This is a genomic window from Tissierella sp. (genome assembly GCF_052089545.1).
Lineage (GTDB): Bacteria > Bacillota > Clostridia > Tissierellales > Tissierellaceae > Tissierella_A.
In genome coordinates this window covers 12,249-21,678 of record NZ_JBQDAA010000017.1, presented here as the reverse complement: position 1 = coordinate 21,678, position 9,430 = coordinate 12,249, and the positions used below count along the sequence as shown (strand labels likewise).

9 protein-coding genes are annotated in these 9,430 nt (G+C 28.7%); all 9 read right to left on the bottom strand.

Annotation, left to right across the window (positions count from 1 at the left end):
• The coding region (gene yabQ, locus ACTHW2_RS02760) for a spore cortex biosynthesis protein YabQ (RefSeq protein ID WP_442262204.1) at nt 1-208 on the bottom strand (208 nt) is incomplete at its 3' end.
• Nucleotides 209-487: a sporulation protein YabP gene (yabP, locus tag ACTHW2_RS02755; RefSeq protein WP_442262203.1), complete on the bottom strand. Its 279-nt coding sequence runs from the start codon at nt 485-487 to the stop codon at nt 209-211.
• 60 nt (nt 488-547) lie between these two features.
• Entirely contained in the window at nt 548-790 is a 243-nt protein-coding gene (locus tag ACTHW2_RS02750; protein WP_442262205.1) for an RNA-binding S4 domain-containing protein, read from the bottom strand.
• A gap of 59 nt (nt 791-849) precedes the next feature.
• On the bottom strand, nt 850-1,128 hold the full coding sequence (locus ACTHW2_RS02745; protein WP_442262202.1) for an HU family DNA-binding protein: 279 nt from the start codon (nt 1,126-1,128) through the stop codon (nt 850-852).
• A 70-nt stretch (nt 1,129-1,198) separates the two neighbouring features.
• Complete coding sequence (gene mazG, locus ACTHW2_RS02740) at nt 1,199-2,653, bottom strand: nucleoside triphosphate pyrophosphohydrolase (protein ID WP_442262201.1); 1,455 nt, start codon at nt 2,651-2,653, stop codon at nt 1,199-1,201.
• 25 nt (nt 2,654-2,678) lie between these two features.
• On the bottom strand, nt 2,679-4,280 hold the full coding sequence (locus tag ACTHW2_RS02735) for a putative polysaccharide biosynthesis protein (protein WP_442262200.1): 1,602 nt from the start codon (nt 4,278-4,280) through the stop codon (nt 2,679-2,681).
• 203 nt (nt 4,281-4,483) lie between these two features.
• Nucleotides 4,484-5,035, bottom strand: a complete 552-nt coding sequence (spoVT, locus tag ACTHW2_RS02730; RefSeq protein WP_442262199.1) for a stage V sporulation protein T — start codon at nt 5,033-5,035, stop codon at nt 4,484-4,486.
• Between the two features lie 100 nt (nt 5,036-5,135).
• Nucleotides 5,136-6,101, bottom strand: coding sequence for a peptidylprolyl isomerase (locus ACTHW2_RS02725; RefSeq protein ID WP_442262198.1), 966 nt, complete (start codon nt 6,099-6,101; stop codon nt 5,136-5,138).
• Between the two features lie 40 nt (nt 6,102-6,141).
• Nucleotides 6,142-9,430: transcription-repair coupling factor (gene mfd / locus ACTHW2_RS02720; protein ID WP_442262197.1), on the bottom strand; the 3,289-nt coding region annotated here is incomplete at its 5' end.

Here is a 9,430-nt window from a genome sequence, read left to right as displayed (position 1 = left end):
TGAGTAGAAAAATAAACACTAAAAAGGTTATTACAATCCAAAGTATAATATCTTCTAATATACTTAAAATCTTTTTAGCTTTAAAACCTTCTCTTACAACTCTGTAAATATCATATGAAAGCCCTAAAATTATCCCTTGATTTATAGAAAGTAAAAATATATACAATTCTTTAGATGAATCTGCATCCAACATATATAAGGGATCCATCTATTTAAAAAGCCTTTCTAAAAGTTTTTTGGGCTCTCCTTCTTTACTTATATAAGTTAAACTATTTATTGTACCTGATATTTTAAGACATCCATCATCTAGGTTTAGTTTGCTTATATTCAGATTTTCACCTTTTATATTGAGACCACCTTTTATAGTAGATAATATTACTGTATTATCGTTATAACTGTCAACATTTTCTACTCCTGTTATATTTATTCTTTCTCGATCTTCTAAAGTGATCCTTTGATTTTTAAAAGCTATTTTATTTTCACTCACATTATCACTCCTCTTCTTAATAATATTTATGAAAACAAAAGAGCTTTTATGACAAAAGCTCTAATCTAATATTTTATATAAGTCAGATGCACCACTTTTAGCTACATTATCTTTTACTTTTAAAACCTCAAATGCTTTACTTCCATTTCCAAAATTAATTGTAATCTTATCTGAAACCTGAATACTATCTCCAGGTTTTGCCTTTTTTTCATTTATTAAAACTTTTCCTTGTTCACAAGCCTTTTTTGCTACAGTTCTTCTTTTTATGATCCTAGAGTTTTTTAAAAATTTATCTATTCTAATGAATATCTCTCCTTTCAAAAAACAAAAACCAGGTATATACCTGGTTTTCTAAAAGTTTACTATTTATTTACAATTTCTTTTAATGATTTACCAGCTTTAAAAACTGGTGCTTTAGATGCAGGTATTTGAATTACTTCTTGAGGATTTCTTGGGTTTCTACCTTCTCTAGCTTTTCTTTGTCTAACTTCAAATGTTCCAAAACCTACAAGTTGAACCTTTTCTCCTTCTGCTAATGCACCTTCTACTGATCTCATAAAACCATTTAATGCAGCTTCTGCATCCTTTTTAGTAAGTTCACTCTTATCTGCTATACTAGCTATTAATTCCGCTTTATTCATTATAAATTCCTCCTTAGTAATAGTTTACACTATAATACATTTTATTTAAAGTTTAATATCTTTACAACTACTATTCATCTTCTTTAGCTAAACTCCACAACTTTTCCATTTCTTCAAGAGACATATTTTCTAATTTTTTGTTTTTCTCTATAGCTTTTGCTTCCATAAATTTAAATCTATTTATAAATTTGTTATTAGCATTATTCATAGAAACTTCTGGATCAATGTTAATAAATCTAGCTAAATTTACTACTGCAAAAAATAAATCACCTATTTCTTCTTCTAACCTCTCAGGATCTATTTGAGAACAATCTAATACTTCTATTATCTCTTCATATTCTTCTTTTATTTTTCCTAATGGTCCATCTATACTATTCCAATCAAAACCAAGTTTAGCAGCTATCTCCTGTGTTTTATAACTCTTTATGGAAGATGGAAATCCAGAAATGTGATTTAGTTTTTCTTCTATAGTTTCAAATCCTCGTTGTAAATCCTTTAATCTATCCCAATTATATACTACTTCTTCGGATTTTTCCAGCTTTTCCTTCAAAAAAATATTGGGATGTCTAAATATTATTTTCTTAGCAAGAGTAGTAGTTACATCTATTAAAGAAAAATCTCCTTGATCAAAAGCAATTTGTGAATGAAATATTACCTGCAAAAGAACATCTCCAAGTTCTTCAACAATATCATCAATATTATCTCTATCAATAGCATCTACTAATTCATAAGCCTCTTCTATTACATGTTTTCTTAAAGACTTATGAGACTGCTTAATATCCCACGGACAGCCATCTTCCCCTCTTAGTTTTTCCATGATATGAATCAAATCATTAAGATCATAAATATCTTTATTATCATTTTCAATTCTAGGGATATATATACTTGTTAAGTACCCAATGTTTGGAATTCTATCCATAAGATATATAGGTATATTGTTTACACTTTCGCTATTTCTTATTCCTGCACTGTCTACAATATATATTTTATATTCATCACCATATATTTCTGATAGTATTAGCTTTATTTCTGAAATTATTCTTTTATTATAGACTTGAGTTATGATTATATCAGTATTTATATCTATCATAGAATAATCAAATACTGTTCCATCAACAATTTTCAGACCATTTACTGGATCTTTTTCTATACTCATTATTAAAGGATCTATAAAACTCATCCCTCCAACTATTTCTATATCTACATCCTTTTCCAATAATATCTCTACTGTTTTCTCTGCAACTAAAGGGTTTCCTGGCACAAAATAATTTATATCTTCTCCTAATGATACTTCCTCTATTAGATTATCAACTATATCATTGTAAACATTTTTAAATTCTTCATTATCTTCATATAGATAATCAAAAGATTCATATTCTACCAAATTTTCATTAAAATATTCTATTGTAGGATGTTCTTTTGTTCTTAAAAAATTTTTATCTCCTTTATTGATTCTATTAATAGCACCCAGTGTTAAATCATCAACACTGCCAGGGCCTAATCCAATTATATAAATTTTAGCCATTTGTATTTCTCCTTACCGTTTTGTTTTATTTTTTATATCTTTCTACTTTGTTTATAACCTTTTTATACTTAGGTAATGACTCAAAGTCTTCTTTTCTTATACTTTTTGTAATTATAAGTAATATTATATAGCTTAATCCACCAATTGCAATAGAAATAATAGTCGAAATATCATTCATTAAAAATTTAGACATAAAATCAAAAGATAATCCTGCTATAGTTGCCATTATAATTGAACATATAAAAGGTTTTATAAAAATATCTTTGTAGTTTAACTTTATTTTAAATTTAATAATAATCATAGATAAATTCAAAATCGCTGCTACAACAAAAGTCATTACGGTGCTTATAGCTGCTCCTCTTATATTTATGCTTTCAATGGAAGTTAAAGAGAAAGTTAAAACTATTTTTATTATAGCTCCCATACATAAGTTTACAACAGGTATTAGTGGCTTCCCCAAACCTTGGAGTATGGAGGTTGATGTTTGAGTTAATGTAAGAAATATTATTCCAAAGGATAAAACCTTAAGTATTTCTGAAGTATTTGTTATAACTTCCATAGTATTGTTAAAAAAGAGTAGCGATATTATAGGTTTTGCAAGGACATAAAGTCCCAAGGCGGATGGGAGTCCTATTAAAAGAGTTATTCTAATACCTGTACTTATTGTATTTTGTACCATTTTCTTGTTTTTTTTAGCATAAGATGAAGAAATAGCAGGAACTAAGCTCATTGCCACTGACATAGAGAATACTTGCGGAAGATTAACCAGTGTTTGGGCATATCCTTTAAGTTGACCATATAAACTATTCGCTTTCATATCAGTATATCCTATTTTCTGAAGTCTTTTCAAAACTATACCTGCATCTATTGTATCAATAATTGGAATAATTGCAGCCCCTATAGTTATAGGAATAGCTATAATTAATAAATCATATAATATATCTTTTATGGGATAATTACTATCTGCTAAACTTGATTTGATTTCTTTGTTTATCGTTTTTTTCTTTATCAAAAATATTATAATTATAATAACCATCCCAATAAATGCACCTATGGAGCCCCCAAAAGAAGCGGCCCCTGCAGCCATTGGTAAACCTTTTTCTATAAAATATATGGTTAAAAAAAGCCCACTTACAACTCTAAAAAGTTGTTCCCCAACCTGTGAGATGGCAGTCGGCAACATATTGGAACATCCCTGAAAAAAACCTCTAAATGAAGCCATAATAGGAACAAATAAAAGTGCTGGTGAAAGTGCAATAAGCGAATAGTAAGCATTCTTATTACCAATTGATATAACTATTTCATCAGCTTTAAATACTAAAAATAAAAATGAAAAAACTCCTCCCAATATAAGTAATATAAGTGCAGTTTTAAAGATTCTAAAAGCAGATTTAAAATCTCCAATTGCTCTTTTTTCAGATACAAGCTTTGCTATAGCAACTGGAAAACCTGAAGTTGATATAGTAAGTAAAAGTACATAAAAAGGATATGCAGTTGAATAATAACCCATACCTTCTGACTTTATAATGTTCCCTATAGGTATTCTATATATTGCACCAAGAACTTTTACTATTATTCCAGCAAAGGTTAAGATAAAAGCTCCTTTTATAAAATTATTATTTTTCATATATTCTCCCCCAATTATACTTTAAATAGTACCATTGGTAAAATATACTCAAATTGACAATAAAAAATACCTACTTAAAAGTAGGTATATAGAAAACTTGTATCAAATGCTTCGCTGATACAAAGCTCTTTCTTATGCAGGAGCTATGCAATTGCATACTCTAGACCACATGGAATGGAGTAGTGCAATTGTAAGCTCTGGTACTATTGTTCTAACTGCTTTGATAAAAATTTTGAAGCTGTTTCTAATAGAGTTGTTTCTAATTTCCCCATGCTAGAACCCTTTTCTTTAGATAAAAGTATTATAGATCCTATAGGGTCTCCTTGCATTACTATAGGGCAAATTACTTGAGATAAATAGACCTCCGCACTTTCATCTTCGTATATTATTTTAATAGATGGAGACTTTTTATCAGTAATAAATGTATTTCTAGATTCTATTATCTTCTCCAAATCTGGACTAATTCTTTTTTCTAAATATTCCTTTTTAGCCCCTCCTGCAATTGCTATAATATTATCTCTATCACTAATTATAGCCGTGTGACCTGTATTTTCATTAAGAGATTCACAGTACTCAGATGCAAATTCATTTAATTCACCAATCGGCGAGTATTTTTTAAGTATAACTTGACCTTGTCTATCAGTAAATATTTCAAGAGGATCACCTTCTCTTATCCTCAAAGTTCTTCTTATTTCTTTCGGGACAACAACTCTCCCTAAATCATCTATTCTACGTACGATTCCAGTAGCTTTCAATTTAATCCTCCTTTTAAGAGCAAGTATAGTAAACTTATTATTCACTAAATGGAAGATTTTATTCATATTTGATAAAACTCATTATATTTAATTTTTAATATTATTCTTCGTCTTCTTTATTGTTTTTATCATTTACATCTAAATAAGTTTCTATCTTGGCATCATCTTGTAAACCTTCAAGATATTCTACATATTTGTTTTCATTGGCAAAATGTGTCACTTCATCTTTTAAAGATTCAAATGTATTTTTAACATCTTGTATCTCCACTATATGATATCCCTTTTCAGTTTCGATCAAAGGACTTATTTCACCTTCATTTAATCCAAATACAACTTCATCAAATTCTTCAGGATTACTTCCTTTTGGAAAGTATCCTAATTCACCACCTTTTAAAGCTGTATCTGCATCTATAGAGTTTTCTGTAGCTAGAGATTCAAAGTCTGCTCCATTTTTTAATTGTTTTAAGAGTTCCTCGCCTTTATCTTGTTTTTCAACTAGTATTTGTCTAGCCTTAACTAGTGTTAAATTTTCTTTGTTTTCTTCAAAAAAACTTTCAATTTCTTCATCTTCTAATTCAAGTTCTTCTATATAGTTAGCCTTATGCTTTTCTAGCAATATGTCCTTTTTAACAAACATTTTAAAATATTTGTCGTCCATATCTACATCTTCCTGATACTCTTTTAGCTTCTCTACGCCACCCATATTTTCTTCTATTTCTTTTATTTTTTTATTTATTTCGTCATCATTTACTGTAATATCTTTTTTATCTGCATCTTGTAAAATCAATTTTTCAAGTATGAATATATTTAAAATCTCTTCTCTAAGACTTTCTTCAACCAACTTTCCATCGGTTCCCACTTGGTCTAATACACCTTTTCCCAGCCTATTTTCCATTGTATTAGCCTGAATTTCATACTCTTTTTCAAACTCTTCTTCTGTAATATTTTCTTTATTTACAGTTGCTATTACACCTTCAGGTGCCTTTTTAGTACATCCGTTAATTATAAAGGACATAGTAATAATCAAAGCTATTATTATTAAATTTTTGCCTTTAAATTTGTACATTTAAAACATCCTCTCCTCCTAATATCTTTATCTTTATCTTTTATGTTTTATCTTCTTTCTTATTGAAATTGTCAATTCTTTCAATAAGTTCTTTGCTTATCTTTAGTATATTATCACCATATTTTAGCTCAATATATGGATTGTTTGATAAGCTAAATATAAGCTTTTTGCCATATTCCTTAGATAATTCATCAATTAATGGAAGGCTAATAGATTCACTTGTGACTAAATCTAGTCTTAGTTTATCTTCCATTTGGATTATGTTTTTTATTTTATTTCGGCTTGCAATTGCTTTTATTAGAGATATATTCATAAGATTTTCTATTTCTTTTGGTATGTCTCCAAATCTGTCTATAAGTTCATCTAATAGTTCTCTATAATCATCTATGTTTTCAATAACAGAGATCTTTTTATAAACTTCTATTTTTAATTCTTCATCTTTTATAAATTTAATAGGTATAAAACTATTTACCTTTATATCAACTGTAGTTTCTATTTCTTCTTCTATCTTTTCACCCTTAAGTCTTCTAATAGCCCTACCTAGAAACTTAACATAGAGATCATATCCTATAGCTTCAATATTCCCATGTTGTTGAAGTCCTAGAAGGTTTCCAGATCCTCTAATTTCTAAATCCCTCATAGCTATTTTAAATCCTGAACCAAATTCAGTAAATTCCTTAATGGCTCTAAGTCTTTTTTCAGATACTTCCGTTAAAACTTTATTGGGCTGATAAGTAAAGTAGCCATATGCAAGCCTATTAGTTCTACCAACTCTACCTCTTAGTTGGTATAGTTGCGACAAGCCCATTTTATCTGCATCATAAACTATTATAGTATTTACATTTGGTATATCCAGGCCTGTTTCTATAATAGTAGTACAAACCAAGACATCATATTCTTTATCTAAAAAACCCATCATTACTTTTTCGAGTTGTCTTTCACTCATTTGACCATGACCTATACCTACATGAGCTTCAGGTACTAACTTTCTTATTTCATTAGCTACCTTATCTATAGTTTGAACTCTATTGTAAACAAAATAAACTTGCCCGCCTCTTGAAATTTCTTTTAATATAGCATCTCTTATCATTTGAGGATTATACTCAACTACATAAGTTTGTATAGGATATCTCTCTGCTGGCGGATCTTCTATAACACTCATATCCCTTATTCCCACAAGAGACATGTGTAAAGTTCTTGGTATAGGAGTAGCTGTAAGTGTCAATACATCTATATTTGTTTTTAATTCCTTTAAGGTTTCCTTATGTTTAACTCCAAATCTTTGTTCCTCATCAATTATTAAAAGACCTAAATTATTAAATTTAACATCTTTAGATAACAATCTATGTGTACCGACAACTATATCTACATTTCCTTCTACTAATCCTTGTGTTGTTTGGTTTTGAAGTTTACGAGTTCTAAATCTACTTAAAAGACCTATATTTATTGGGAAGTCTTTAAACCTTGCAACCATAGTATTGTAATGTTGCTGTGCTAAGATGGTAGTAGGTACAAGTATGGCTACTTGCTTTCCATCCATTATAGCTTTGAATGAAGCTCTAAGTGCAACTTCTGTCTTGCCATACCCAACATCTCCGCAAAGAAGTCTATCCATAGGCTTTTGTTTTTCCATATCATCTTTTATTTCTAAGGAAGACTTTGCTTGACCTGGTGTATCTTCATATGGGAAAAGATCTTCAAACTCTCTTTGCCAAACAGTATCTTTATTAAATTTAAATCCTTTTTCACTTTCCCTTCGTGCATATAAGTTTAATAAGTCAGCTGCCATATCTTCTACAGCCTTTTTAGCCCTTGCCTTAGTATTTTTCCATTCAACACTGTTTAATTTATTTAATTTAGGTTTTATTGATTCTGAACCTATATATTTTTGAACTAAATCCATTTGATCTATAGATATATAAAGTTTATCATTGTTTCTATATCTTATAGTTAAGTAATCCTTTTTTACTCCTTGAATATCTAATTGTTCTATGCCTTCATATCTACCTATACCATGATTTTCATGAACTATAAAAGCACCTATTTCTAAATCTCCTAAATTTATTACTTCTCTATCTTTTTCCTTTTTTATTCTTTTAAGCTTTTTCTTTTGAGCTCCAAATATTTCCTTATCACTTATAACTATAAGTTTTAAATTCGAATACTCAAATCCTCCATTTATGCTACCTGGAGTTATAATAGCTTGATTTGACTTTATTTCACCATTTCTATCTTCTGAAAAACTAGCAATAAAATCTAAATCTTCAAGAGTTTTTTTAAGTCTCATACCTCTTTCTTCAGTTCCAGATAATAGTATTATTTTGTACCCTCTATATTTATAATGGTTTAAGTCTTCAAGTAATAACTCCATTTTACTATGATAATTATTAGTAGCTTTCATAGAAAAATTATATATAGATTTTGGATTAAAATAAGCTTGACCCTTTAAAATAACACTATTTGTAATAACTATTCTTTCTTCTATCCATGGTATTATCTCACTATATCTATAGTTTGTGTCTATATGACTTCTCATAGCTTCACCTGATTCTAATAAATCAGTAATTTTTAAAGCTAAGTCTTCTTCTAATCCTTTAGATCTATGTTCTATTCTTTGAGGCTCTTGTATAAAAATTAAAGCTTCTTTTTTAAAATAGTCTATAATAGATCCTACACTTTCTTTAGGAATATATGGAATAACCATGTCCTGATTTTTTAAAGTCGAACCTTCTTTTAAAAGCTCAATATAAGTATTAAACTTCTCCAATATCTTTTCATGTTTTTTATATGATTTTAAATCTTTTTTTATAGATTCTGCTATACCATCTCTCCATCTATGGAGTATAAGTATTTCCTTAGTAGGAACAATATCTATATTTTCTACTATCTCTAAAGACCTTTGGCTCAGTACATCAAACTGTCTGATGCTATCTACTTCATCACCAAACAATTCTATCCGGCAAGGAAAGGAGAAGTGTGGAGAGAATACATCTAATATTCCTCCCCTTATACTAAATTGTCCCTTCGATTCAACAGTAGCTGTTCTCTCATATCCAGATTGAATTAATTTTTCTGAAACCATATTTAAATCTATAATAGAATTTTCATTTATTTTAAGAGTATATTCTTCAAATATATCTTCACTAATGATTTTATCTAACAAGGCATCTATAGATGCTATTACTATTAAATCTTCACCACTAGCCAGTCTTGAAATAACCTTTAACCTTTGATTTAAGTTTTCATTACTTGATACATCTATATCATAAAAAAATGTTTCTTTTTGGGGAAACATTTCAACATCTATGTTAGAAAGATTTATCATATCT